The organism is Flavobacterium sp. RHBU_24, assembly GCF_046613695.1.
In the GTDB taxonomy this organism is placed as follows: domain Bacteria; phylum Bacteroidota; class Bacteroidia; order Flavobacteriales; family Flavobacteriaceae; genus Flavobacterium.
Genome location: NZ_JBKJHD010000007.1, coordinates 19,420 through 42,689, shown reverse-complemented (window position 1 = coordinate 42,689; position 23,270 = coordinate 19,420). Strand labels below are relative to the sequence as shown.

Genomic DNA, 23,270 nt, shown 5'->3' with positions numbered 1-23,270 from the left:
ATTATATAAGAAAGCCCCGTGAATTATTTCATGGGGCTTTTTGTTTTATTATCTGCGTAGGAGAAAAGCCTCGCGGGATAGAAGAATTAATAAATTTCTAATACATCATCAATTACAAGATTGCCTTCATCTATATAAATTTGATATTCACCTACTATGCTACCATCGATATATAAATCTAAACAAACTACCGTAAGTCGCACCGGTAAAAATTTATGATCAGCTAATATAGAAACTGATTTCTCTATCGCTGCCAAAACTTCTTTGTTTATCTCAACGCCATCAAAATCGACCTCATTTAGATTATCATATGCCATTGTATAATATAATCAATTTTGTCTGTTTGTTTCCTCTTTAGCAATTTTATATTCCAAAATCTTATTCTCGATTATTTTTATGGCCTGAGGCGTATAAAACGGGACAGTATCTACAAAAAGACTTTATCTTACCTTCACTTTTAAAATAAATTTTATATCTCGCAAAAGTCATCTTTTTTATTAAAACTACATCTTGAAAATGAAGGTTTTCATTGTCAACTCGAAGGTAATCTCCATCTAAATAAACCCTTTTGATATTCCTAAACAGCATTATATAAATGATGAGGGCAAAAAGATTAAGAAAAATGAGCATCTTAAATATTACAAAATTAAGATGGAATAAATATATGCATATAGTACATACGCAAATTGAAATCAAGTTTGCGGTTGGCAATATCCTTCTTCTCAAATTTGTACTTATACCTGATACTCTGATCATAATTTAAAATAGGAATTAACTTTTTATTCATGTGAAATTATCCTACTTACGCAAACCAACCACCGAATATACCAAAAAAGCCCCAAAATCTGCAGGGGCTGTATAAAAACAGTAAAGGCTGCCCTACGGGCAGCCTTTACTTATATATCAGTATAAGATATGTATTATTTGATAATAAATGTTACCCTACGAACTGTTTGACGAGCCCACTGAGAATCTTTATTAACACTGTTATCTTCACCATTGCTTACTATGTTAAGCCTTCCTGCGTCGATACCGGCATCAGTAAGTATTTTCTTAACATTATCAGCCCTGCGTGCAGAAAGCGCTTTGTTGTATTCGGTATCGCCTATTTCGTCGGCATAACCTATTACATCAGCAGATTTACCAGGGTTCTCTTTAAGGTATTTTATAAGGAAGTTAATACCACCTATAGAAGACGCGTTTGGCATATCCTGGTTAAAGTCAAAATAAACGTTAACATAGCCACCATTTATCATGTCTTGAAGGTCAGCTCCCATAGATTCTTTATTTTTTCTATCCCTTTCTTCTATGTAGCTTTCAAGTTCATCGGCCACACCGTTTTCATTCCTGTCTATGGTACGCCCTTTGCTGTCTACAGCTACACCGTTAATTGTGTTAGGCTCTGCATCAAGATAATCCGGCACACCATCTTTATCGCTGTCGTTCATCATAGTTTCAAGTTCGCCTAAACGAGACTCAAGGTCATTAATTTTGTCTTCGTCATTATATACAAACCAGTCTGCATGCTCTTCATGTTTACCTAATGCGATATTAAGACCTACCGTTGCAGCATATAATGTACCGTCAAAACCTTGCTGACTACCATCATAAGGAGCACCGTTCCAAGTACGGTGTTGTGTGTAAGTATTGGTCATGTTAAAATCACCCCATAGCGTTACCCTTTTTGAAACCTTAAGCTGACCAGTAAAACCGATAAGGAAATTACCAGTATGGTCTGTCTCTTTTATCATATCGCCGCTAAGGAAGCCTACACCTACACCGGCATGGCCTAATACATTAAGGCGTTTTGTCCAGGTTTCAAATTCAAGGACACGGCCAAGGTTAACAACACCCTGTAGACCTACCGAAAAAAACTGGGTTTCAAAATCTTCAGAAATATCACTTCCTTGCAGCCTGTCTAAAGACCCTGTAGCCTTAATACCGAATTTGGTATTAAACATGTACCTGGCACCTGCATTAACGCTGTAAAAATTAAAGGCATCAACATGGTAGCCTGGAGTCAATGGGTTAGAAACCTTATTGATACCGCCACCTAGTTCAACGGTCCATTTGTTATAATCTTGTGCAGTTTTGCCTGCGTCTTGCGCCTTTACACCTTGTGTAAGACATAGCAGTAATAGGGGGAGTACAGCTTTCTTCATAAATAATTGTTTTGTTTATCAGTACGTTTGAAATTTTCTGTAAAAATAGTAAAATTAAAATAAGAAAATATGTATTATATTTAGAAAAAAATTAAAATTAAATTTAAAATGTTTTCTACCTACAATCCATCAAATCTTCAAAAAATATCTGAATATCAGTACATTGACACCACAGAAATAGAAAATATAATACAAAAATCGAACAGTGTTTTCATGCAATGGGGCAAAAATAGTATTGCAGAAAGGTTCAACTTTATAAAAACTTTAATAAACTCTTTAACAAAAAATAAAGATTTATTAGCAAAAACTGCTTCCCGGGAAATGGGTAAACCTTTACAACAATCTGCCGCAGAGATTGACAAATGTATGATTTTATGTCAATTTTACCTACAAAATGCTGATTTTTTTTTAAAATCAAACAAAATAAATACAGATGGCACTGAAGGTTATGTAAATTATGAGCCATTAGGTGTAATTTTAGGGGTTATGCCGTGGAATTTTCCATACTGGCAGGTTTTTCGTTTTGCAATTCCCACAATCATAGCGGGCAATACAGTGGTGCTAAAACACGCGAGCAGCGTAGCGGGGTGTGCACAACTTATAGAACACGTTTTTGCGGAAGCCGGTTTCCCTGACGGTGTGTATAAAAACCTGCTGATAGAAGGCAAACAGGTAAAAGAAGTTATAGAGCACCCACATATTAAAGCAGTATCCCTTACCGGTAGCGAAAAAGCAGGCGCATCGGTAGCGTCCATAGCGGCGGCTAAAATAAAAAAATCGGTATTAGAATTGGGCGGGAGCAACGGGCTTATCGTCTTAAAAGATGCCGATTTAAAAACTGCTATACCTGAGGCGGTAAAAGCCCGTTTTCAAAATACGGGGCAAAGCTGTATTGCAGCCAAGCGATTTTTTGTACATTCATCGGTATACAAGGAGTTCCTCGAAGAATTTACAAAACAGGTCGCGGCGCTTAAAATGGGCGACCCCATGCAGCACGACACGTATATTGGCCCTATGGCCCGGGTAGAACTTGCCGAAGATATAGAAAAACAGGTAAATAAATCAGTTGCCATGGGAGCGAAAATAGTACTGGGCGGCACAAGGCATAACGCTTTTTATACACCTACAATACTTACAAACGTAACCCCGGATATGCCTGTTTTTAATGAAGAGGTTTTTGGCCCCGCGGTACCGGTTATTCCGTTTGATACGTTTGAGGAAGTGGTAGCCCTTAGCAACAATAGCGATTTCGGGCTTGGTGTATCTATATTTACAACCGATATTGATGCCATTAAGCAAAAAGTACATCTGTTTGAAGAAGGCGCTGTGTTTATAAACGCGCTTGTAAAGTCTGATCCTGCCCTGCCCTTTGGGGGTGTAAAGCGCTCCGGATTTGGGCGCGAGCTGGCCGAAAACGGCATTAAGGAATTTGTAAATGTAAAAACGGTTTATATAAAATAGGCAAATACCGAAACATTTACGCCCCCACTGAACACTGGAGACTGAAACTGTTTACCTGCGCTCTATCTCCCTCAGGTTTTCTATCTTTTTGTGCTCCAGGAAACCTTTAATATCTTCAAAGTGTTCCTTTACACGCTTGTTGCCAAATTCAAACACCTTGGTAGCCAGCCCATCCAGGAAATCCCTGTCGTGCGATACCAGTATCAGTGTACCGTCAAACGCCTTAAGGGCATCTTTAATGATGTCCTTGGTTTTCATATCCAGGTGGTTAGTAGGCTCATCCAGTATAAGTACATTAACCGGCTCCAGTAGCAGCTTTATCATGGCAAGCCGGGTCTTCTCTCCCCCACTAAGCACCTTTACTTTCTTGGTGGTATCATCGCCGCTAAACATAAACGCGCCCAGTATGGTTTTTATCTGCGTGCGTATATCGCCTTCGGCAATGCGGTCTATGGTTTCAAAAATAGTAAGCTCACCATCAAGCATGGCCGCCTGGTTTTGGGCAAAGTAGCCTATTTTTACATTGTGCCCCACTTCCAGCTTGCCGCCATCATGGGTTATTTCGTTCATTATGGCCTTAACCATGGTCGATTTACCCTCGCCATTTTTGCCCAGGAACGCTACTTTCTGCCCGCGTTCTATCACCATATTGGCATCCTTAAATACCACGTGGTCGCCGTAAGATTTGTTTAGCCCCTCAACAATTACAGGGTATTGCCCTGAGCGTGGCGATGGCGGAAACTTAAGCCTTAAGGCCGAAGTATCTACCTCATCAACCTCAATGGGAACGAGTTTTTCCAGCATGCGCACGCGCGACTGCACCTGCTCGGTTTTTGAAAAAGTACCCCTGAAACGCTCTATAAACGCCTGGTTTTCTGCTATGAATTTTTGCTGCTCTTCATACGCTTTTTGCTGGTGCACGCGGCGGTCTTTGCGCAGTTCTAAATAATGGCTGTACTTGGCCTTATAGTCATATATGCGCCCCATGGTAACCTCTATGGTGCGGGTGGTAATGTTGTCTACAAAAGCGCGGTCGTGGCTGATGACCATAACGGCCTTGGCGCTGTTTATCAAAAAGTCCTCAAGCCACTGTATACTCTCAATATCCATGTGGTTAGTAGGCTCATCGAGTAGTATAAGGTCAGGTTTCTGCAACAGGATCTTAGCCAGTTCTATCCGCATGCGCCATCCCCCGCTGAATTCTGAAGTTGGCCTGTTAAAATCATCGGCGGTAAAGCCCATACCTTTAAGTACCTTCTCAACCTCGGCCTCGTAGTTTATTTCTTCTATCGAATAAAACTTCTCGCTTAGTTCTGATACCCGCTCGATTATCTTATAGTATTCGTCGCTTTCATAATCGGTGCGCACGGTAAGCTCCTCATTAAGGGCATCTATCTCGGCCTTCATTTTAAAGACTTCTGCAAATGCCTTGCTGGTTTCTTCCATCACGGTGGCGTTATCTTCGGTAAGCAGGTGCTGCGGCAGGTAGGCAATAATGGTACCCTTAGGCGCCGAAATATTACCGGTAGAAGGCTTGCTTTGCCCGGCTATAATTTTAAGCAGGGTACTTTTGCCCGCACCATTTTTGCCCATAAGGGCTATCTTATCGGTTTCGTTTATAGAGAAAGAAACATCGCTAAAAAGGGTGGTACCGCCAAATTGTACCGAAACAGCATCTACAGTAATCATTACAGGGATTTTTTAAGGCGCAAAGATAAGCCTATAACTAAATAGTAGCCCTTTAATTTAAAATTTTTAAGCCTTATTGATTGCTGACAGATATTTAATCAGTACCTCTTCGCTTTCCATGTCCGGCTCTGCCTCATACCTTGCTTTAATATCACTATGCCCCTGCAGCATAAGCAGCATATTATTTTTAGACAACAGCTTTTTTTCGTCGGTTTCAATATTAATAACAATCGGGATACGGGCTACTGCCAGCTGCCCCCCTTTAACGCCTCCGCCAATACCACTAAAAAGGTATGAATACTGCGGTATATCCTTTAGCCCATATTCATCTACAATAGCGGGCTTAGTAGGAAATGCGGGTTTTACCAAACAATATTTGCCCACTACTATAGCCTTACTGTAGCCGTTATAGTTTGTTAAGGGTTTGGCATTTACATACAATGTATCCTGGATATAAACTCCTCACAACTCCTTTTTAATTACCGATGAACTAACCGATTTATCTGCTGCTTCAATTCCATAGTCATTAACGCCCCAGAGTAAAATGGAGGAATGGCTGCGCCTTTCGACGTTGAAGCCTGAAGTATATTTAGGGGTATTGTTTAAAAATTCAGCAGCGGTACTATACCCACCCTGCTTTTGCACCTGGGCTATTGCAGAAGTTACTATAAACAATAAAAGAGCAAGGAAACAGTAGCTATTTTTCATCTTCTTTTTTTGGTGCAAACTTAGTGTTTTTAAAAAATACAACAACACTCTTGTTGCTTCGAGAAAACGTTTTTTGTACTTTTATAGTACCTAAATTTTAGAAATCATGAAACGATGGGTTAGGTCCGGCCTGGTGTGGGGCGGCATTTTATACGTAATAAGCATGGTTATATTCCCCCTGATAGACCACGAGCGTTTTGACATCGAAAAATTACTCATGGGCATACCACTCTGGGTTGTAGTGGGGCTTACCATAGGCTATCTTTTTGAGAGAAAGAAAAAAGATAAACCTGCCAGAAAAATTTCGAGGGGTTAAATATATTCAGGTGTTTATAATTATATTCGTATCAAAATATAATTATGCACGCTGTAAAATTTGTTATCCTGTTATATATCTCTACACTCTCTTTTTCCTGTAAAAAAGACGTGGAAGAAATAAAAGAACCGGCTATAGCCAATGCTACATCTCAATTAACGGAGGGTAGTACAGCATTATTTACTCCGCTTCCTGCAACAAAACAGGATTTTCTTAACGCTAAAAATGTGTTTACGGACGATTTAGACACCACTGCTATACCAAAATTAAACGGCAAGATAACACTACCCCTTAAAGGAACCCGGCCTGCTGTTATATTTAAAGATTCGATTTCGGAGGAAGACGAAACGGCTGTTATTGAATACCATTACTTAGGCCGTAACAATAACCCAGCACTGTACCAGGTAGAAGGCTCCTTCTGGGAATGGAACGAGTGCTACCTTGTAAACCAGTATACCGGAAGGAAAGATACCCTGTGGACAATTCCCGTTTTTTCGCCGGATAAAAGCAGGATTGTAAACCTTTCAGAAGGGTATGGAATGGAGGGCAACCCTAACGGCTACCAACTGTGGCAGATAAGTGGAACAAAGGACAGCACAACCATACGTAAAACTAAAGAAGTTAACCAGGACGAATGGATACCTGCAGGAATTTACTGGGAAAACAACCACACACTTATTTTTAAAGCAGTTACAGTTACCAAATTTATGGCACGAAACGGCGAACCAAAAGAAGCAGATTTTTATTACTTCAGGGTCAAAGTAAGTAAATAACAGCAAAAGTCAGTGTAATATTCCCTCACGCTTTTTAGCAGATATAGCGCTGTCGTTTATTCCGTTGTGCCCTGTGATAAGTCCGCATTTTTGCAGCACACGCAGCGAAGCGCTATTAGTAGTAAACGCAAAAGCAGGAAAATAAAGCAACATTCAGCGTAAAGTTCGTAGGGGTATCTGCAACAGCAGTATTTTATATACAGTGGTGTCCTTTGCATGGGACATTTTTGTAGCTTCCAAAAGTTAAACCATAACGATTTCAGTAAAACCTTATAATTTCAGGGCAGGTTCAATTGCTATATTTGTAAGACTTCTCATCGGTAAAGAGTTCCGAAGACGTTTTGCAACTAAAGCACATGATCTTAATATGCCATTTTTTAAATTGATATATCTTGTATTCAGCGAAGACAGGGTTAAGGAAATGAACAAGTTTGAGAAAATAATCAATGTAAATTATCCTTCGCTTATAATAAACAAATATTTCAATTTGTCTGAGCCGCTGGAAATGCTTAGTACCTATGGCGTTATGGCTCCCGAGTACATATTTATTGAAGATTTGCACATGGCAGACAGCACATACAGCACATTACGTAAAATATGCCGCCTTGAAAAATTAAGCGAATCTAAAATTGTGGTATTTGGCTCAGAAACTAATAAGTTAGACTATGCCAAGCTAAGAAATTGCCGGGCAAAAGTGCTTAAAATCCCCGATTATGACAATTTCAATTTAAATGAGATCAGCGCCTCATTGAAGCAAACTTTCAGGCGGATTGAATAGCTTTTTAAGGTAAACACCATTGAGCATTTACGGCTTTTTAATCTCAAACCACACCGCTTCCTGGCCCTGGTAATAAAAAGTGTCAATTTCAATAAGGCCCGATTTTAAGAGTGCGTTACACGAAGCGGTATTGGCGCGCAAGGCCGTAGCATTGATTGTGGTTATTCCCAATACAGTAAACGCGTATTCAATAAAAAACGTTGACGATTCCGTAGCATAGCCCTTGCCCCAGTGCTGCGGCAGCAGGCGGTAGCCAATGTCATAAAACCGGTCGTGGCCATTTACATTACTTTCCAGCTTTATGCCGGTCCACCCGATAAATTCACGGGTTTCTTTTAAAAAAGTCGCCATACGGCCAATGCCATTTTGTATATACTGCGCCCTTACAGTAGCTATATAGTCACGCGACTGGGCAATATGGGTATACGGGTTGTTGTGGAGGTAGCGGTGCACTTCAGGGTTTGAGTCCAGCGCAAACATATCTGCATCATCCGTAAGGAGCAGTTCTCGGTAATACAGCCGGGCCGATTGAAGCTTCATGGTTCCGTTGGCCTTTTAATTTCCAGCCACACGCTCTCCTGCCCGTTGTATGTAAAGGTTTCCACTTGTTTCAGTCCGCACTTTTCCAGCACACGCAACGATGCCCCGTTAGTAGGGAATGCAAAGGCGTTAACCTCCTCTGCGCCCAGCACATTAAAGGCATAGTCCAGGAAAAAAAGTGTAGCTTCTGTAGCGTAACCCTTGCCCCAGTACTGCGGCATGAGGCGGTAACCAATATCATAAAACTGCCCACGGCCGTTTATATCCCGTTCCAGCTTAAGGCCTACCCAGCCTATAAACTCATCTGTACCTTTAATAAGGGCAGCCATACGGCCAATGCCCCGCTCGGTATACTGGCTGCGCACATAAGCAATAACATCGCGGCTTTGCCGGATGTCGCTTACTACAGGGTCATACAAATAGGTATGCACTTCCGGCAGCGAATCGAGCGCAAACATGTGCACATCGTCCGTTGGCAATAATTCACGGTAGTACAGGCGGGATGATTGTAAGTGCATGGAATAATTATTGATTGCAAAATCAAAAATACATTATTTTTTAATCGAAAACCATACCATGTCGCGCCCGTCGCTCGCAAATTGCTGTACCGGGTGCAGCCCGCATTTTTCTAACACCCTTATTGATGCCGCATTAGTAGTATGGGCATAGGCATTTACCTCGTGGGCCTGTAATGTATTAAAGGCATAATCCAGGAAAAACAGGGTAGCCTCGGTGGCGTAGCCCCTGCCCCAAAATTTGGGCAGTAGCTGGTAGCCAACATCATAAAATTTTTTACTACTATCGGCGCTGCTTTCCAGCTTAAGGCCCGTCCAGCCTATAAATTCATCGGTATCTTTTAAAAACGTAGCCATACGGCCAATGCCTTCTTCGGTATACTGGCTGCGTATGTAGGTTATAACATCGTGGGTTTCCTGTATATCGGTTGCAATCTCATCATACAAATACCTGTGTACCTCTGGTATACACTCCATGGCAAACATTGCCTCAGCATCAGATTGCTGTAATTCGCGGTAATAAAGGCGGGATGATTCTAAGTTCAATATGGTGTTTTTATTCAAAAAATTAGGCTATGCTAAAGTCCGGTTATGAAATATCGAAAGCATACTTCAGTTTTTTGTAAAGATATAATTTTGATTGCACATACCCGATTGATTTTAGCCACTGATTTGGCTAAAAATTTAATGTATGCCATTAGTCTATTTCGTCAACAAAAGCTTTAGTAATTTCAGATAAAAAGGCCAGGCTCTTTTCGGGCTTAATATGATCGCAATTGGCCGTAAAGGCAATTACCAACTTATATTCCGGATATACAATAAACGCCGCCGTACCGCCAAAAACATGACCCGTATGGCCTATCATGCGCTTGCCGTTAATGCCGTTATCATTCTCTACCCCAAAGCCATCATGGTTGTTTTTGCCACTGCTTAACGGATAGGGCTTTATAATATCTAAGAGGGTATTCTTTTGCAACAGCCTGCCGGGGATGAGCAGTGCGTTACCCAGCTTAACCAGGTCTTCGGATGTGGAATAATAGTAGCCCGGAGCCGTATTAAGGTTATAAGCCATGTGCTGCGCCGGCAGGAAATTACCACCTTCGTTACCTGAGTAATACTTTGTATTGCTTTCTTTTAGGCGGGCAGGCAGTGTATGACCCATAGCTAACGGATTCAATACCTGCTGCGCTATTACTTTATCCAAAGGCTCTCCTGTTGCTTTCTCAATAACAAGGCCCAAAATTTCGTAACCAAAGTTACTGTAACTGTTATCGGTTCCGGGCTTAAAGAGCAGCGGCTCGGTAAAGGCGTCATAAAACTCCTCCCGTGTTGTTACCTTAGTACTGTCGTTATTATACGGCATATACATACGCTTAAGCCCCGCAACGTGGCTGCCCACCTGCCTTATGGTAAAATCATATTCTTTTTTAGGCAGGCTGTCTGCATACTTGTATACGCTTTCATCAAGGCTTAACCTGTGTTGTTCTTGCAGCCTTGCCAGGGTAAGCGCCACCAGCGGCTTGGTAATACTGCCTATGCGAAACTGGCTTGATTGGGGGTTTACGGCGAGCCCGGCGGCCACATCGGCATAGCCAAAACCCTTTGAATACACTAACTTATCAGCATACGATATGCTGATGGACAAACCGGGTATGTTGTTTTTCCCTAAAAACCTGGCACACTGCTTATCCGCTTTTTCTGCCGCGGCAGAAAAATCCTGCCCGTATGATACGAGTATCGAAGAAAGGAAAAGCAGGAGCAGCGCTATAGTTTTCATTACTATATTCTCATGTTTCGGTTGCACCGGCATCTTCAGTATCTTCATCAATACCGTCGTTACCTTCTGTAAATTCTCCGTCAATTTCTTCCTCACCGTCCTCGCCTTCTTCCATCTCAAAGAACAAGGGCTCCACCATCAGCCTGTCTGCCAGCGCCTCTACCCTTTCAATAATTTCGCCGGTAAAGAACAGGCGCTGCACTTTTGCAATACCATCGCTAATGCGCGCAATGCGCGTTTCGTGGCGGGCTTTAAGCAGTATATCCGCATCATCTACAATAAACATCTTGAGCTGGTTTACATCAAAACCGGCACCGCCAAACATTTCACCCAAACGCACCGGCGTACCGATAAGCACGTCAATTCCCAGCGATATCTGGTTTTTATCCTCATCAATGTTGGTTTTGTCGTGCACGCCATATACCCTTAAACCGGTATACTTGCCCAGGCGTTCAAACAGTTCCATCATCTCCAGCATCTTTGTCTTATCCTGCACAAATATTAACGCGCGGGGCGATTCCATAAATTCCTTTTCCAGCCGTTGTATCACATGGATAACAATGGTAGTGGTTTTGCCTTGCGCATTCGGAGCGGCAACTACGCAGTCTACGCCGCTTTTTATAGTACCCCAACTGTCTTTTTGTAGTTCGGTAGGCTCCGTAAAGCTGTTTTCTTCAAGAGCCTGTTGCAGGGCGGGGTATATCTTTTTTAATTTCATTTATTGTCGTTTATTACAAAAAGTGGCGCTAAGAAGCCGCAAAGGAACGCAAAGAATTGAACTTTGAGAAATTTTATCGCCCCTATGTCACAGTTACGTGAATTTTAAATATTTAACATTTTTAAAAGCGTATGGTCTTTAACAATCCTTGTTTGAGAAGTTAAAATCAGCAAATAAATCTCATTATTATTTTCGAAAAATACAAAATTAGCTATCTGTCCGTGCTCTCCTTCGCCCCATGATTTGCCTTCAATTCTGTTGCTGTCATCATTCATTGAAATATTAAATCCTTTAAAGAAAGCATTATACTCCTGGTATTTCGCCCCGGAAGTACTTGAACTAATACTTCCATTAAAAACAACATTTATATTGTTTATTGTTGGAAGCCTTTCATCATAGTAATATTTTGTTTTAAAATAATCGCCATTTATTTCGGTATAAAACCCGGAAAAAGTCGAAAGGGTATCTTCAGATAGAACATAGTTTATAGCGTGCCCATTACCCAGCTTTACTATGGCCAGGTTATATCCATCATTAAGCTCAAATTCGGTATTGATAGCCTCATCATTAATATAATATGTGCCTAAACTTTTGTAATCAATATTTTCCCTGAAAAACGATTTGAACGGCAAACCTTCATCTGACGGTTTAAATTCCGTTTTCGGAATATCACAGGAAATTACCATCATAAAAAGAAACACCGCCAAAATATAATTTGATACCGTTCTCATTGTCATTTAATTAGCCAATTGCTTCATATAAAAATTATCATTTACTCGCAAACAGCTTTACATCGGTTTCAGAAATTTCACTGCCGCCAAGGATGATAAGGCGTTCTACCACATTGCGCAGTTCGCGGATGTTGCCCGTCCAGTCATACGCCTGCAGCAGTTTTATGGCATCGTCAGAAAACCTTTTCTGGGCGTTGCCCTGTTCGCCGGCTATCTTTTCGGCAAAGTGGGTTATAAGCAGCGGAATGTCATCACGCCTGTCGTTAAGCGCCGGAACTTTTACCAGAATGACAGCAAGGCGGTGGTACAAATCTTCGCGGAAATTACCATCGGCAATCTCCTTTTTCAGGTCTTTGTTGGTAGCGGCTATTACACGTACGTCTACTTTAATATCTTTCTCTGCCCCTACCCTTTGTATCATGTTTTCCTGTAGCGCACGCAGCACCTTGGCCTGTGCCGGAAGGCTCATATCACCTATCTCATCCAGGAAAATAGTTCCTTTATCAGCCGCTTCAAACTTACCGGCACGATCTTTAACCGCGCTGGTAAACGCCCCTTTAACATGGCCAAAAAGTTCGCTCTCTATTAGTTCACTGGGTATTGCGGCACAGTTTACCTCTATAAAAGGCGCTGCCGCGCGCTCGCTTTTTTCGTGCAGCCAGTGTGCCACAAGCTCCTTGCCCGTACCGTTAGGCCCTGTTATCAGTACACGGGCATCAGTAGGCGCTACCTTTTCTATAATCTCTTTTATGTGATTGATGGGTTCGCTTGTGCCTATCATTTCATAGTTTTTGCTTACTTTCTTTTTCAGCATCTTGTTCTCTACCACCAGCACCTTGCGGTCGAGCGCGTTGCGCACGGTATTGAGCAGGCGGTTCAGGTCGGGTGGCTTAGATATGTAGTCAAAAGCCCCCAGGCGCATGGTGTTAATGGCGGTCTCCAGGTCGCCATGCCCGGATATCATAACAAACGGAATTTCAGGCTTAAACTTTTTTACGGCTTCCAGCACCTCTACGCCGTCCATCTTGGGCATCTTTATGTCGCACAGCACGAGGTCATAATCGTCGGCCGTTATTTTTTCGAGGCCTTCCTGCCCGTCTGCGGCTTCTTCTACTTTGTAGGTATCGTTTTCCTCACTCAGTATTTTGCCAAGCACACGGCGTATTGCGGCTTCGTCTTCTATAATTAGTATTTTGGGCATTTAAATTTCAGATTTTTAATTTCAGATTTCAGATTATCCGGCCAAAATCCTAAGTTATTTCTTTAAGGGGTAATATACTAATGGGTTAACAATTATTTTCTTGTTCCCTCCACAGCCCTCCCAAAAAGAGAGGGAGTAGCTTCACCCGGATTGATAACAGAATTCATCATCAATCCAAACTGTTCCCGTTATCGGCTCCCTCTCCGAAGGAGAGGGGTTGGAGGTGAGGACTATCAGAGTGAAGCTACTACACACTGACCGCTGCGACTTAATACTTAAGCCACTTAAATATTTCTTTATACGTAGGTTTTTTGCCGTACATAAGGATACCGATACGGTAAATTTTAGCGGCAAACCATACCACAAAAAAGAAGGTGCCAAATAATATGGCTATAGAAAGCAGTAGCTGCCACAGCGGTACACCAAAGGGTATACGCATAAGCATTACTATGGGCGAAGTAAGCGGTATAAAGCTAAATACCGTTGCTACAGTACCGTGCGGGTCGCTTATTACGGTAAAAAAGCCAACATAAACGCCCAGCATAAGCGGCATGATTATAGGCAGGAGGAATTGCTGCGAATCGGTCTCGCTGTCTACTGCTGCACCTATGGCAGCGTATAGCGAGCTGTATAAATAAAACCCTCCGATAAAAAATATGATAAACGAAATGACCATGGTAAACAGCGGCAGTTTAAGTATCTCCCCAAAAACAAGGGCTGTATCGCTTTGGTTCATTTGCGCAGCCTGCGCCTGTGCAGCGCCTACGCCACCACCCATCTGCATACCGAATACCGAAGACAGCACCATAATAAGTATGGTACCCAGTGCAGCCCAGATGATAAATTGCAGCAGCGCCGCAAGCGATGTGCCTATTATCTTGCCCATCATTAACCTGAAGGGTTTTACTGATGATATGATGATCTCAATAATACGGTTGGTTTTTTCCTCTATAACGCTGCGCATTACCATATTGCCGTAAATAATTACAAACATCATGAGCAAGTAGCCGCCTACACCGCCTAACCCTATACGTAATATGGTGGCCCATTTATTAGTTTGCTCCCCACTAAATTTGCTCAGCTTTACTGTGGTATTGGCCCTGGCTTTTTCTATTTTTGCATAGTCAAAGTGCAGGCGCTTCAGGTTCGCTTTAGTAACCTTATCGTTTATTACACGTTCCAGGTTACTTATAAAATCCATATTAGGGCTTTCGTTGCTAATATACTGTACACTGTTTTGCAGCTTTGTGGTGTCGGTTATTTTTGGTACATAGACCAAACCTAAATAGTCTTTAGCAGCTTCCTCTTTCGCCTTTTCAAACGATAACTGGCCAAGGTTTGTATACTTAGTACGGCCATCGCTTTTAAGGCCATCCTTTAAAAAACCACTTTCGTCGTATACGGCAATATTTACTGTTTCTTCGTTGTTAAGGCTACTCAGGTAGTATACCAGGCCACCCATAAACACAAACAGCAGCGGGCTAAGGAACGTCATTACAATAAATGACTTGTTGCGCACTTTTGCGTTAAATTCCCTTCTTATAATTAATGATAGGCTCATGTTATTTCTTTTGGCTAACGGTTTGGATAAAAATGTCGTTTACACTTGGTATTTTTTCTACAAAATGTGTAATGTCGCCATGCTGCATCAGGTACTGCATCAGCTCGCGCGGCTTGCTGCCCTCCGGCAGCGCCACTTCAAGCTTCAGTTCATCGTCAAGCGTTTTAAAATCGGCTTGTTTTGTAGTATAGCGGGTGCCTATATCAGCCAGTAACCCCTGGAAGTTATAGGGCGCTATGCCCACCTCAAAGGTATTGCTGCGGTATTGTTTTTTCACCTCATGCAACGGCCCCTCTATCAGTTTATTACTCTGGTGGATAAGGGCAATGTGGTCGCACATATCCTCTACGCTTTCCATACGGTGGGTAGAAAATATTACGGTAGTACCCTTGTCGCGCAGTTCAAGTATTTCGTCTTTTATAAGGTTAGCATTTACGGGGTCAAAGCCGCTAAAGGGTTCGTCCAGTATCAGCAGCTTGGGTTTGTGCAGCACGGTAACCACAAACTGTATTTTTTGTGCCATACCCTTGCTCAGCTCCTGTATCTTTTTGTTCCACCAGCCCTGTATTTCCAGTTTTTCAAACCAATATTGCAGCTGTTCCTTAGCTTCCTTTTTGCTAAGCCCCTTAAGTTGTGCCAGGTAGAGTGCCTGCTCGCCCACTTTCATGGTTTTATACAAGCCGCGTTCTTCAGGCATATAGCCTATGTGCGACACATGCTTAGGGTTGAGTTTTTCGCCATCGAGGATAATTTCACCGCTATCAGGCATGGTTATCTGGTTGATAATGCGTATAAGTGAGGTCTTACCGGCGCCGTTAGGGCCCAGCAAACCATAGATGCTGCCTTTAGGCACGGTAAGCGACACATTGTTTAGCGCCGTGTAGCTGCCGTACTGTTTTACAACATTTTTTACTTCGAGTATAGAATTCATGCGTTTTTATTGGATTTGTAAAAATAGTAATTATATGACGCACTATTGGTAAAATGTTACAGTAAAGTGGCACAGAATTTAAAAACAAAACTCTATCATGGGTATAACCGGTATAAAGTACGCAAATTAATAATCTTATTTTTACCGGTTAATAATTACCACCCGTAAAGTGGGGAGTACTCTTACCACTGAAGATGGAAACATCTTCTTGTCGTTTGAGATTCTTCACTCCGTTTCTCCGTTTAGGATAAAAAAACGTGAATAGAAGGTATCCGACTATGAGTGAAGCCCGTTATAATTTCTAAAATTTTTCAATGCTAATTTCCCCCAAATAAAAAACCCACCCTTATAATGCGTTAGCCTACAAGGATGGGAAAAATTGCTATGAAAAAGAAAAATTCACTAAGTGAATAGTGAATTTCAAATGTATAAATTTTTCTTAAATTACGAAAACATATCTTTAACTTTTTCAAAAAAAGATTTATCGCTCTTTTCCGGCTTCGGTATAAAGTTGTCATCTGTAAGGGCTTTCTCAAAAAACTGGCGTTGCTCCTTGTTAAGGCTTTTAGGGGTCCACACGTTTACATGTATGAGCAAATCGCCATTGCCATAGCTGTTTATGCTGGGCAGGCCCTTGCCTTTAAGCCTTAAAATCTTGCCGCTTTGTATGCCTTCTTCCAGTTTTATGCGCACGCGCCCGCTTACGGTTTCTATGTCTTTTGAGGTGCCTAGTGCTGCCTCGGCAACGCTTATATACAGGTCAAGGTGCAGGTTTTCGCCTTCGCGCTTCAGCGTTTCGTGCTCTGTTTCTTCAATTGCCACGATTAAATCGCCCGGAACGCTGTTGCTGCCCGGCGCGTCGTTACCCTTATTGCTTACCTTAAGCTGCATGCCGTCGGCCACTCCCGCAGGTATTTTAATCGATACGGTTTCATCCTCCATTACCATCCCCTGTGCATCGGCATTATTAGGCCTGCCGTCCAGTATCTGGCCTGTACCGCCGCAGCTGTGGCACGTAGTAGCGCTTTGCATACGGCCTAGAATAGTATTGGTTATTTTAAGCACCTGGCCCGCGCCGTTACAGGTAGGGCACGTAGTATAGGTAACGCCCTTAGCCTGAACTTTACGCTTTACCTTAACTTTTTTCTCAACACCATTTGCTATCTCTTCAAGGGTAAGTTTTACTTTAATGCGTAGGTTGCTACCCTTCATACGGCGCTGGCCACCGCCTCCGCCAAATCCGCCAAAACCTCCGCCACCGCCAAAAGCGCTGCCAAAGATATCGCCAAACTGGCTGAAGATATCATCCATGTTCATGCCGCCATGAAAGCCGCCTCCGCCACCGCCGCCTTCAAAAGCACCGTGGCCATACTGGTCATAGCGTGCCTTTTTATCAGCATCACTAAGTATTTCATAGGCCTCTGCCGCTTCCTTAAACTTATCCTCGGCGCTTTTATCACCCGGGTTTTTATCGGGGTGGTGCTCTATGGCTTTTTTACGGTATGCTTTTTTTATCTGTTCGGCCGATGCACCTTTGTCTATGCCCAGTACCTCATAATAATCTCTTTTTGCCATCCTCTGCGTTTATATTATTTAGTTACCAAGTACTACTTTAGGGAATCGTATAATTTTATCACCCAGCTTATATCCTTTCTCCACCACATCTACTATCTTACCCTTAAGGTCATCAGTAGGTGCGGGTATGGAGGTTATTGCTTCGGCAAAATCAGCATTAAAAGCATCACCTGCCTTAATATCTACTACTTCAAGCCCTTTAGATACCAGTGTATCTTTCAGCTTATTATGTATAAGCGCCACCCCTGTAATCAGGTTTTGGTCCTCGCTTTTTGCTATCTGCGCCTGCGCCCTGTCAAAATCGTCAAGTACAGGCAGCATGGCCTGTAGAACCTCCTGGTTAGCGGTTTTAAACAGGTCAATACGCTCTTTAGAGGTACGTTTTTTATAGTTTTCGAATTCTGCAAAAAGGCGTAAAAATTTGTCTTTTTCCTTAGCCAGCTCTTCCCTTAGCGTTTCTTCTTCAGAGAGTGCCTCGGCAGAAGGCAGCCCCTCTGCTGCTGTTTCTTCAACAGCCTGCTCTGTTTCATTTACTAATTCGTCCTGTTTTAGCTCGTTTTCGGCGTTTTCAGAAGTTTCGCGGCTCATATTTTTAAATATTTTCTTAAACATTATTTCTTGTGATAGTCGCTTAAGCGGGTTGCAAAAGTATTGCCATTTTTTTTAAAATGCCAAATTGTCATTAAATGAAATTATTTCAATAACAACTATTTTTTTTATTACTCCAATAATATAAACTAAAATGAATTCTACTACCACGGATAGCGCTTTTTTAGCAAAAATCCCCCGAATCCTCTTTTTTTAAAAAATGTAATATTCCTGTTTCACATTTTAAATTAATGGATTATTTTTGCCCATGCAACACAACGTACTTATTTTAGATTTCGGCTCGCAATATACACAACTTATTGCGCGCAGGGTTCGCGAGTTAAACATCTTCTGCGAAATTTTCCCTTACAACAATCCACCAGCTGATTTATCGTCTTATAAAGCGGTTATACTATCGGGCAGTCCCTTTTCGGTACGTGCAGAAGATGCCCCCCACCCTGATTTATCGCTCATTCGCGGCAAGCTGCCATTACTTGCAGTGTGCTACGGCGCGCAATACCTTGCCCATTTTAACGGCGGGCAGGTAGCACCCAGCAACATACGTGAATATGGCCGCGCAAACCTGAGCTATATTAAAGCAGGCGAACCTTTTCTTGAAGGCGTTAGCGAGAACAGCCAGGTATGGATGAGCCACAGCGATACCATAAAACAGCTGCCTGTAGGCGGCGTGGTACTTGCCAGTACTAAAGATGTAGAAAATGCAGCTTACCGTATTGAGGGCGAAGTTACCTACGCCATACAATACCACCCTGAGGTATACCACAGTACCGACGGCAGGCAGATGCTGGAAAACTTTTTAGTGAAGATTGCCGAGGTGCCGCAAAACTTTACCCCGGATACTTTTGTAGAAGATATAGTTGCCGAGCTTAAAGGCAAAATAGGCAACGATAAAGTAGTGCTTGGCCTGTCGGGCGGGGTAGACTCTACCGTAGCGGCAGTACTGTTAAATAAGGCCATAGGCCCTAACCTGTACTGTATTTTTGTAAACAACGGGCTGCTGCGCAAAGACGAGTTTGAAAATGTACTACACCAGTATAAAGATATGGGCCTTAACGTAAAAGGCGTAGATGCAGGCGACAGGTTCCTGAGCCAACTTGCCGGCATTGACGACCCTGAAACCAAGCGTAAAACCATAGGCCGCGTATTTATAGAGGTTTTTGATGACGAAGCGCACCTGCTTACCGATGTTAAGTGGCTGGCACAGGGCACAATTTACCCCGACGTTATAGAATCGGTTTCGGTAAAAGGGCCATCGGCTACTATAAAATCGCACCATAATGTAGGCGGTTTGCCAGATTTTATGAAGCTACAGGTGGTAGAGCCGCTGCGTATGCTGTTTAAAGACGAAGTGCGCCGCGTAGGGGCAACATTGGGCATAGACCCTGAGCTGCTGGGACGCCATCCGTTCCCGGGACCGGGATTGTCAATCCGCATTTTAGGCGACATCACACCGGAAAAAGTGCGCATACTACAGGAAGTAGACCATATATTTATACAGGGCTTAAAAGACCACGGTCTATACAATAAGGTGTGGCAGGCCGGTGCCATACTGCTGCCGGTAAACAGCGTGGGTGTTATGGGAGATGAGCGTACCTATGAAAAGGTTGTGGCGCTGCGCGCGGTAGAAAGCACCGACGGCATGACGGCCGACTGGGTGCACCTCCCTTATGAGTTCCTGATGAAAATCAGCAATGAAATAATAAATAAAGTTAAGGGGGTAAACCGTGTTGTATATGATATTAGCTCAAAACCACCTGCTACAATAGAATGGGAGTAGGTTTTTATAAATTGATACCGAAAAGCGCGCCGTTTAAAAGACTGGCGCGCTTTTTTATTTGGCCTGCCATCGCTGAATTTATAGAACACACTGCACTTCGTCGGTTTTATTGCTTATTATATCGAAAATCTGTTTTTTGACTAAAAATTTATTAAATAATACATTGCTAAAAGGCTTTAACTTGTTAATTTTATAGGCGACCAAAAGAAAAATTTTAACTAAATTTTTGTAGTACGCATCAAACTTAAACTGAAATGAAAAAAACTCTGTTATCACTTTTATTTGGAATGGCTGTGGTGAGTGGCGCTTTTGCACAGCAGCAACAAAATGATGAAGAAGATATTCAAAGCCACAAAGTGCAAATGGGAGAAACTGTTTTGGTTATAGCAAAAAAATATAAAATTACACCCAGGGATATTTATGAATACAATCCCGGCGCTGTTGAGGGGCTGTCGGCAAACAGTATTATACAAATACCGATGCACCGCCAGCTGCACAAGCAGGCAGCAGTAGCCGCTAATACAGATACGGCACCACTGGCAGAAGCGGTAACTGCTGTGGAAACTGAACAAGAACCGGTAGCTGCTGCTGCTGAGCCATCACCACTAAAGGACGAACCTGTAATTGCAAATGTTACCACACCAGCTACACCACAACCCTCATATACTGTAGAGCATGAAGTAAAAGCAGGTGAAACGCTGTACAGGCTTTCACGCAACTATAATACCACTGTTGCAGCTATAGAAAAAGAAAATGCAGCAAAACTTAAAAACGGCTTGGCAGTAGGCCTTAAGCTAACAATAACCAGCACATCTGCAAAACAGGCACCGGTATATGATGCTGGCTTTATAGCGCACACTGTAGCCGCCGGCGAAACGCTTACGGGGCTTTCAAGGAAATATAGTACTACAATTACTGCCATAACCCAAAGCAATAAAACTGTCTTAAAAAAGGGCCTGCAGGTAGGACAGAAGCTAATGATACTGCCGGGCGAAAACGGGCAGGAAACAGATAACGAGATTATACCTAACAATATACCGCCAATAGTAGAGAAGGATAAAAGGGCATCGTCTATTGCCGATATGGTAAAGGAACACCAGGTAAAAACCGGCGAAACACTGTTAGGGCTGGCAAACAAATACAATACTACTATTGATGATATAATACAGGACAATAAACTACAGCCTGAAAGCGGGCTACAAGCAGGCCAGGTATTAAAAATCAAAGAAAAAAATGTTAAAGATTCAGTAATGGCAGGCCGACAGGAATAAATTATTTATCTTTATAAACTTTTATCGTGATAGACGTTTTACCACGATATTTTTTACTATTAATTACAGCAATTGTTTATTCAGTGGGCAGCAAAATGGGGTTTTGCTGCCCTTTTTTTTGCACCGGCTAATATGCCATTAAATTTGTGAGGTATAAAGTTTATTGCCGTTTGCATCATCAAAAATCTAAGTGAGCAGAATTTAAAGGTAATTGACATAATTCGCGCATTATTTTTTATGATGCGTTTAGCCTGCTTATATCAATAGCGGTTCGGTTATTGTACTATATTTTGCCTAAATTTGCCTAAATATTTTTTGACGTTGAAAAAGATCATTTTACTGGCCATATTAAGTATATTCAGTCATTTTATAATGACAGGGCAAACTACCCCGCGCAGGTTAACGGTACCTCCACCCCGGTCGCAGCAGCAACCTGCACAACAACAATCGCAGGGCAAAAAGATAATATTGGAACATGCCGATTACATAAACGGCGACCAGACCGAAGTTCCCGGGGCGGTTATCCTTACCGGCAATGTGCGCCTATTGCACAACGGCGCTGTTATTACATCTAACAAAGCATATTATTTTGAGAAAGAAAATTATGCAAAGATGTTTGGCAATGTGCGCATGAACCAGGGTGATACGCTGCACATGAACAGTAAATATGCAGAGTATAATGGCGAAAAGAATTTTGCCTTTGCCAGCGGCGCTGTAAACATGAGTTCTACCGAGATGCGCCTTGTTACAGATACCGTATACTTTGACCGCAACATTCAACAGGCCTACTACCGCACCTATGGCACTATCACTAATGATAAGAACGTGCTTAAAAGCAAATCAGGGCGCTATTTTATAGCACAAAAAAAATATGAGTTCCGCACAGCGGTTACGCTTACCAACCCTGAATATGTAATGAAAACTAATTCGCTGGACTATTACACCAGCGGCGGCCATGCCTACGTGTTTGGGCCTACCACCATTACCGGAAAAAACAACTTTATCTACACCGAAAAAGGTTTTTATGATACCAAACAGAACCTGGCGCGGCTGCTTACTAACTCCTATATAAAGTATGATACGCAAATTATAAAGGGCGACAGCCTTTATTATGACCGGAAGCGCGAATTTTCGTCGGCAACTAATAATGTACGGGTTACCGATACCGTGAACAAGTTCATTGGCAGGGGCCATTATGCGGAGGTATATAAGCTGAAGGACTCTATTATGATGACAAGGCATGCCGAAGTGGTTACATTGGTTGAACAGGATTCACTCTACCTGCACGCCAAGCGTATGGTAATAACCGGCAAGGAAGGCCACCGGATAGTGCGCGGTTACAACAACGCCCGTTTTTACAAAACCGATATGAGCGGCAAGTGCGACTCTATACATTCTGACGAGGCAAAGGGCCTTACCCAGCTTATAAAACGCCCTGTGGTATGGAACGGCGACAGCCAGATAACCGGCGAAAAAATACACCTTATCTCTAATGCTAAAACAGAGCAGCTGGATAGTATTAAGGTACTTACAAACGCGTTTATAATACAAATAGACACGATATGGAGCAACGTACACCCGGGCAGGCCACGGTACAACCAGGTAAAGGGTGTAAACCTGTATGGCAAGTTTAAAGACAACAAGCTGTATGAGGTAGACCTGATAAAGAATACCGAGAAGATATACTACATGTATGATGACAGTAACAACGGCCTTATAGGTATAGATAAAGGCGTAAGCAGCAAGATACAACTGGAAATTGAGGATAACCAGATTGTATCGGTTACCTCGATGGTGAAGCCTGCAAGCGAGAGTTACCCGGAAACTGAATTTCCTGAAAATGCACGGAAGCTAAAAGGGTTTGAATGGCGTGGCGACGAGCGCATACGCACAAAAGACGATATATTTCCTGAAGAAGAGAAAAAGCTGCACGAGCAGATTTTACTAAAAAGCGGTAAACTGAAAAAAAAGGAAGATACCCCCATGTTGCCGCTTAAGGAAACCCTTGATTATGATAAAGACCACCCCAAGCCCAAACAGGTACTTAACGAAGAAACCAGCGAGCCAATGCTGGAAAGCGACGTAAAGAAGGAAGAACCTAAACCCCAGGAAGGGCTTAAGCCGCAGGCAGGCGCTACTTTACAGGCTGCACCGCCCACCCCAAAAAAGCAATAGCA

The 23,270-nt window shown here is 42.5% G+C and carries 22 protein-coding genes and 1 pseudogene; 7 read left to right on the top strand and 16 right to left on the bottom strand.

The features are described 5' to 3' along the window. Nucleotides 1-86: 86 nt before the first annotated feature. Both ACLI09_RS08820 and ACLI09_RS08815 read right to left on the bottom strand, forming a co-directional pair. The gene (locus ACLI09_RS08820; RefSeq protein ID WP_411419242.1) at nucleotides 87-317 is read right to left on the bottom strand and encodes a hypothetical protein; all 231 of its coding nucleotides are present in this window, start codon (nucleotides 315-317) and stop codon (nucleotides 87-89) included. 603 nt (nucleotides 318-920) lie between these two features. Then, nucleotides 921-2,162, bottom strand: coding sequence for an OmpA family protein (locus tag ACLI09_RS08815; protein ID WP_411419241.1), 1,242 nt, complete (start codon nucleotides 2,160-2,162; stop codon nucleotides 921-923). A 108-nt stretch (nucleotides 2,163-2,270) separates the two neighbouring features. Here ACLI09_RS08815 and ACLI09_RS08810 point away from each other — a divergent pair, with 108 nt between their 5' ends. Continuing rightward, a complete protein-coding gene (locus ACLI09_RS08810; RefSeq protein ID WP_411419240.1) occupies nucleotides 2,271-3,623 on the top strand; it encodes an NAD-dependent succinate-semialdehyde dehydrogenase in 1,353 nt (450 codons plus the stop codon). Between the two features lie 51 nt (nucleotides 3,624-3,674). On the opposite strand, the gene ACLI09_RS08805 is transcribed toward ACLI09_RS08810, so the two are convergent. Both ACLI09_RS08805 and ACLI09_RS08800 read right to left on the bottom strand, forming a co-directional pair. Further along, on the bottom strand, nucleotides 3,675-5,312 hold the full coding sequence (locus tag ACLI09_RS08805; RefSeq protein ID WP_411419239.1) for an ABC-F family ATP-binding cassette domain-containing protein: 1,638 nt from the start codon (nucleotides 5,310-5,312) through the stop codon (nucleotides 3,675-3,677). Nucleotides 5,313-5,378: 66 nt separating this feature from the next. After that, nucleotides 5,379-6,020, bottom strand: a pseudogene (locus ACLI09_RS08800) (DUF6563 family protein). Nucleotides 6,021-6,126: 106 nt separating this feature from the next. Between ACLI09_RS08800 and ACLI09_RS08795 the strand changes: the two are divergent. Beyond that, on the top strand, nucleotides 6,127-6,336 hold the full coding sequence (locus ACLI09_RS08795; RefSeq protein ID WP_411419238.1) for a hypothetical protein: 210 nt from the start codon (nucleotides 6,127-6,129) through the stop codon (nucleotides 6,334-6,336). A gap of 44 nt (nucleotides 6,337-6,380) precedes the next feature. After that, entirely contained in the window at nucleotides 6,381-7,109 is a 729-nt protein-coding gene (locus ACLI09_RS08790; RefSeq protein WP_411419237.1) for a hypothetical protein, read from the top strand. A gap of 9 nt (nucleotides 7,110-7,118) precedes the next feature. Here ACLI09_RS08790 and ACLI09_RS08785 read toward each other — a convergent pair whose 3' ends face one another. Further along, nucleotides 7,119-7,262, bottom strand: coding sequence for a hypothetical protein (locus ACLI09_RS08785; RefSeq protein ID WP_411419236.1), 144 nt, complete (start codon nucleotides 7,260-7,262; stop codon nucleotides 7,119-7,121). 214 nt (nucleotides 7,263-7,476) lie between these two features. On the opposite strand from ACLI09_RS08785, the gene ACLI09_RS08780 reads away from it, so the two are divergent. After that, nucleotides 7,477-7,887, top strand: a complete 411-nt coding sequence (locus ACLI09_RS08780; RefSeq protein ID WP_411419235.1) for a hypothetical protein — start codon at nucleotides 7,477-7,479, stop codon at nucleotides 7,885-7,887. Nucleotides 7,888-7,914: 27 nt separating this feature from the next. Here ACLI09_RS08780 and ACLI09_RS08775 read toward each other — a convergent pair whose 3' ends face one another. The 11 genes from ACLI09_RS08775 to ACLI09_RS08725 form a co-directional block, all read right to left on the bottom strand. Further along, complete coding sequence (locus ACLI09_RS08775; protein WP_411419234.1) at nucleotides 7,915-8,427, bottom strand: GNAT family N-acetyltransferase; 513 nt, start codon at nucleotides 8,425-8,427, stop codon at nucleotides 7,915-7,917. Then, nucleotides 8,424-8,945, bottom strand: coding sequence for a GNAT family N-acetyltransferase (locus ACLI09_RS08770; RefSeq protein WP_411419233.1), 522 nt, complete (start codon nucleotides 8,943-8,945; stop codon nucleotides 8,424-8,426). Before ACLI09_RS08770 ends, ACLI09_RS08775 begins: the two co-directional genes overlap by 4 nt. Before the next feature lie 33 nt (nucleotides 8,946-8,978). Further along, nucleotides 8,979-9,488 (bottom strand): GNAT family N-acetyltransferase, encoded by a 510-nt coding sequence (locus ACLI09_RS08765; RefSeq protein ID WP_411419232.1) that lies wholly within the window; start codon nucleotides 9,486-9,488, stop codon nucleotides 8,979-8,981. A 151-nt stretch (nucleotides 9,489-9,639) separates the two neighbouring features. After that, nucleotides 9,640-10,767, bottom strand: a complete 1,128-nt coding sequence (locus tag ACLI09_RS08760) for a serine hydrolase domain-containing protein (RefSeq protein ID WP_411419231.1) — start codon at nucleotides 10,765-10,767, stop codon at nucleotides 9,640-9,642. Next, nucleotides 10,730-11,437 carry a DEAD/DEAH box helicase gene (locus ACLI09_RS08755; protein WP_411419230.1) on the bottom strand — a complete coding sequence of 236 codons (708 nt, stop codon included), beginning with the start codon at nucleotides 11,435-11,437 and terminating at the stop codon, nucleotides 10,730-10,732. The genes ACLI09_RS08760 and ACLI09_RS08755 overlap by 38 nt, the downstream gene beginning before the upstream one ends. A gap of 104 nt (nucleotides 11,438-11,541) precedes the next feature. Further along, on the bottom strand, nucleotides 11,542-12,126 hold the full coding sequence (locus ACLI09_RS08750; protein WP_411419229.1) for a hypothetical protein: 585 nt from the start codon (nucleotides 12,124-12,126) through the stop codon (nucleotides 11,542-11,544). A gap of 79 nt (nucleotides 12,127-12,205) precedes the next feature. Further along, a complete protein-coding gene (locus ACLI09_RS08745; RefSeq protein WP_411419228.1) occupies nucleotides 12,206-13,369 on the bottom strand; it encodes a sigma-54-dependent transcriptional regulator in 1,164 nt (387 codons plus the stop codon). A 268-nt stretch (nucleotides 13,370-13,637) separates the two neighbouring features. Then, nucleotides 13,638-14,930: an ABC transporter permease gene (locus ACLI09_RS08740; protein WP_411419227.1), complete on the bottom strand. Its 1,293-nt coding sequence runs from the start codon at nucleotides 14,928-14,930 to the stop codon at nucleotides 13,638-13,640. A gap of 1 nt (nucleotide 14,931) precedes the next feature. Further along, nucleotides 14,932-15,861 carry an ABC transporter ATP-binding protein gene (locus ACLI09_RS08735; RefSeq protein ID WP_411419226.1) on the bottom strand — a complete coding sequence of 310 codons (930 nt, stop codon included), beginning with the start codon at nucleotides 15,859-15,861 and terminating at the stop codon, nucleotides 14,932-14,934. Between the two features lie 444 nt (nucleotides 15,862-16,305). After that, nucleotides 16,306-17,436, bottom strand: a complete 1,131-nt coding sequence (gene dnaJ, locus ACLI09_RS08730) for a molecular chaperone DnaJ (protein ID WP_411419225.1) — start codon at nucleotides 17,434-17,436, stop codon at nucleotides 16,306-16,308. An 18-nt stretch (nucleotides 17,437-17,454) separates the two neighbouring features. Then, the gene (locus ACLI09_RS08725) at nucleotides 17,455-18,024 is read right to left on the bottom strand and encodes a nucleotide exchange factor GrpE (protein WP_411419224.1); all 570 of its coding nucleotides are present in this window, start codon (nucleotides 18,022-18,024) and stop codon (nucleotides 17,455-17,457) included. 268 nt (nucleotides 18,025-18,292) lie between these two features. Here ACLI09_RS08725 and guaA point away from each other — a divergent pair, with 268 nt between their 5' ends. From guaA to ACLI09_RS08710, 3 genes are all read left to right on the top strand, one after another. Beyond that, nucleotides 18,293-19,822 carry a glutamine-hydrolyzing GMP synthase gene (guaA, locus tag ACLI09_RS08720; RefSeq protein ID WP_411419223.1) on the top strand — a complete coding sequence of 510 codons (1,530 nt, stop codon included), beginning with the start codon at nucleotides 18,293-18,295 and terminating at the stop codon, nucleotides 19,820-19,822. A 254-nt stretch (nucleotides 19,823-20,076) separates the two neighbouring features. Further along, the gene (locus tag ACLI09_RS08715) at nucleotides 20,077-21,093 is read left to right on the top strand and encodes a LysM peptidoglycan-binding domain-containing protein (protein WP_411419222.1); all 1,017 of its coding nucleotides are present in this window, start codon (nucleotides 20,077-20,079) and stop codon (nucleotides 21,091-21,093) included. Nucleotides 21,094-21,414: 321 nt separating this feature from the next. Further along, nucleotides 21,415-23,268, top strand: coding sequence for an OstA-like protein (locus ACLI09_RS08710; protein WP_411419221.1), 1,854 nt, complete (start codon nucleotides 21,415-21,417; stop codon nucleotides 23,266-23,268). Nucleotides 23,269-23,270: the final 2 nt, after the last annotated feature.

Bases quoted from the DNA above. Each gene is read 5' to 3' on its own strand.
- ACLI09_RS08820 (WP_411419242.1), bottom strand. From the start codon at position 317: ATGGCATATGATAATCTAAATGAGGTCGATTTTGATGGCGTTGAGATA.
- ACLI09_RS08815 (WP_411419241.1), bottom strand. From the start codon at position 2,162: ATGAAGAAAGCTGTACTCCCCCTATTACTGCTATGTCTTACACAAGGT.
- ACLI09_RS08810 (WP_411419240.1), top strand. From the start codon at position 2,271: ATGTTTTCTACCTACAATCCATCAAATCTTCAAAAAATATCTGAATAT.
- ACLI09_RS08805 (WP_411419239.1), bottom strand. From the start codon at position 5,312: ATGATTACTGTAGATGCTGTTTCGGTACAATTTGGCGGTACCACCCTT.
- ACLI09_RS08795 (WP_411419238.1), top strand. From the start codon at position 6,127: ATGAAACGATGGGTTAGGTCCGGCCTGGTGTGGGGCGGCATTTTATAC.
- ACLI09_RS08790 (WP_411419237.1), top strand. From the start codon at position 6,381: ATGCACGCTGTAAAATTTGTTATCCTGTTATATATCTCTACACTCTCT.
- ACLI09_RS08785 (WP_411419236.1), bottom strand. From the start codon at position 7,262: ATGTTGCTTTATTTTCCTGCTTTTGCGTTTACTACTAATAGCGCTTCG.
- ACLI09_RS08780 (WP_411419235.1), top strand. From the start codon at position 7,477: ATGCCATTTTTTAAATTGATATATCTTGTATTCAGCGAAGACAGGGTT.
- ACLI09_RS08775 (WP_411419234.1), bottom strand. From the start codon at position 8,427: ATGAAGCTTCAATCGGCCCGGCTGTATTACCGAGAACTGCTCCTTACG.
- ACLI09_RS08770 (WP_411419233.1), bottom strand. From the start codon at position 8,945: ATGCACTTACAATCATCCCGCCTGTACTACCGTGAATTATTGCCAACG.
- ACLI09_RS08760 (WP_411419231.1), bottom strand. From the start codon at position 10,767: ATGAAGATACTGAAGATGCCGGTGCAACCGAAACATGAGAATATAGTA.
- ACLI09_RS08755 (WP_411419230.1), bottom strand. From the start codon at position 11,437: ATGAAATTAAAAAAGATATACCCCGCCCTGCAACAGGCTCTTGAAGAA.
- ACLI09_RS08750 (WP_411419229.1), bottom strand. From the start codon at position 12,126: ATGATGGTAATTTCCTGTGATATTCCGAAAACGGAATTTAAACCGTCA.
- ACLI09_RS08745 (WP_411419228.1), bottom strand. From the start codon at position 13,369: ATGCCCAAAATACTAATTATAGAAGACGAAGCCGCAATACGCCGTGTG.
- ACLI09_RS08740 (WP_411419227.1), bottom strand. From the start codon at position 14,930: ATGAGCCTATCATTAATTATAAGAAGGGAATTTAACGCAAAAGTGCGC.
- ACLI09_RS08735 (WP_411419226.1), bottom strand. From the start codon at position 15,861: ATGAATTCTATACTCGAAGTAAAAAATGTTGTAAAACAGTACGGCAGC.
- dnaJ (WP_411419225.1), bottom strand. From the start codon at position 17,436: ATGGCAAAAAGAGATTATTATGAGGTACTGGGCATAGACAAAGGTGCA.
- ACLI09_RS08725 (WP_411419224.1), bottom strand. From the start codon at position 18,024: ATGAGCCGCGAAACTTCTGAAAACGCCGAAAACGAGCTAAAACAGGAC.
- guaA (WP_411419223.1), top strand. From the start codon at position 18,293: ATGCAACACAACGTACTTATTTTAGATTTCGGCTCGCAATATACACAA.
- ACLI09_RS08715 (WP_411419222.1), top strand. From the start codon at position 20,077: ATGAAAAAAACTCTGTTATCACTTTTATTTGGAATGGCTGTGGTGAGT.